The sequence below is a fragment of the Neisseria sp. P0014.S009 genome (genome assembly GCF_051958155.1).
In the GTDB taxonomy this organism is placed as follows: domain Bacteria; phylum Pseudomonadota; class Gammaproteobacteria; order Burkholderiales; family Neisseriaceae; genus Neisseria; species Neisseria flavescens_C.
This window is the reverse complement of record NZ_JBQCVS010000076.1, coordinates 1-341: the sequence shown is the minus strand read 5'-3', so window position 1 is coordinate 341 and position 341 is coordinate 1. Positions and strand designations below refer to the sequence as shown.

Sequence of the window (341 nt, the reverse complement as noted above, 5' to 3'; positions counted from 1 at the left end):
TAAGCAACGTTAGGGCTAAAATGGCGGTAGCTCGCGAGGAAACCTTCGGGCCTTTGTGTCCAGTGTTCCTTTTTGAAACCGAAGTCGAATTCATCGAGGCTGCGAACAATACGGAATACGGTTTGGCAGCTTACCTTTTCACCTCCGACACCGCCCGTCACTGGCGCGTCGGCGAAGCCTTGGACTACGTCATGGTCGGTATCAATACGGGCTTAATGAGTAATGAAGTAGCACCGTTTTGCGTTGTGAAACGCAGCGGTTTGGGACGTGAAGGTATCTAATATTGTGCGGACGAGTTTTTATAATTTAAATATTTGTGCATTGATGTAGCGGAATTAGGC

The 341-nt window shown here is 48.1% G+C and carries 1 protein-coding gene; it reads left to right on the top strand.

Annotated features, from left to right (window positions below):
• Positions 1-281, top strand: a 281-nt coding sequence (locus ACTHS4_RS11730; RefSeq protein WP_440365977.1) for an aldehyde dehydrogenase family protein, incomplete at its 5' end; no start/stop codon positions are given.
• Between the last annotated feature and the right edge of the window lie 60 nt (positions 282-341).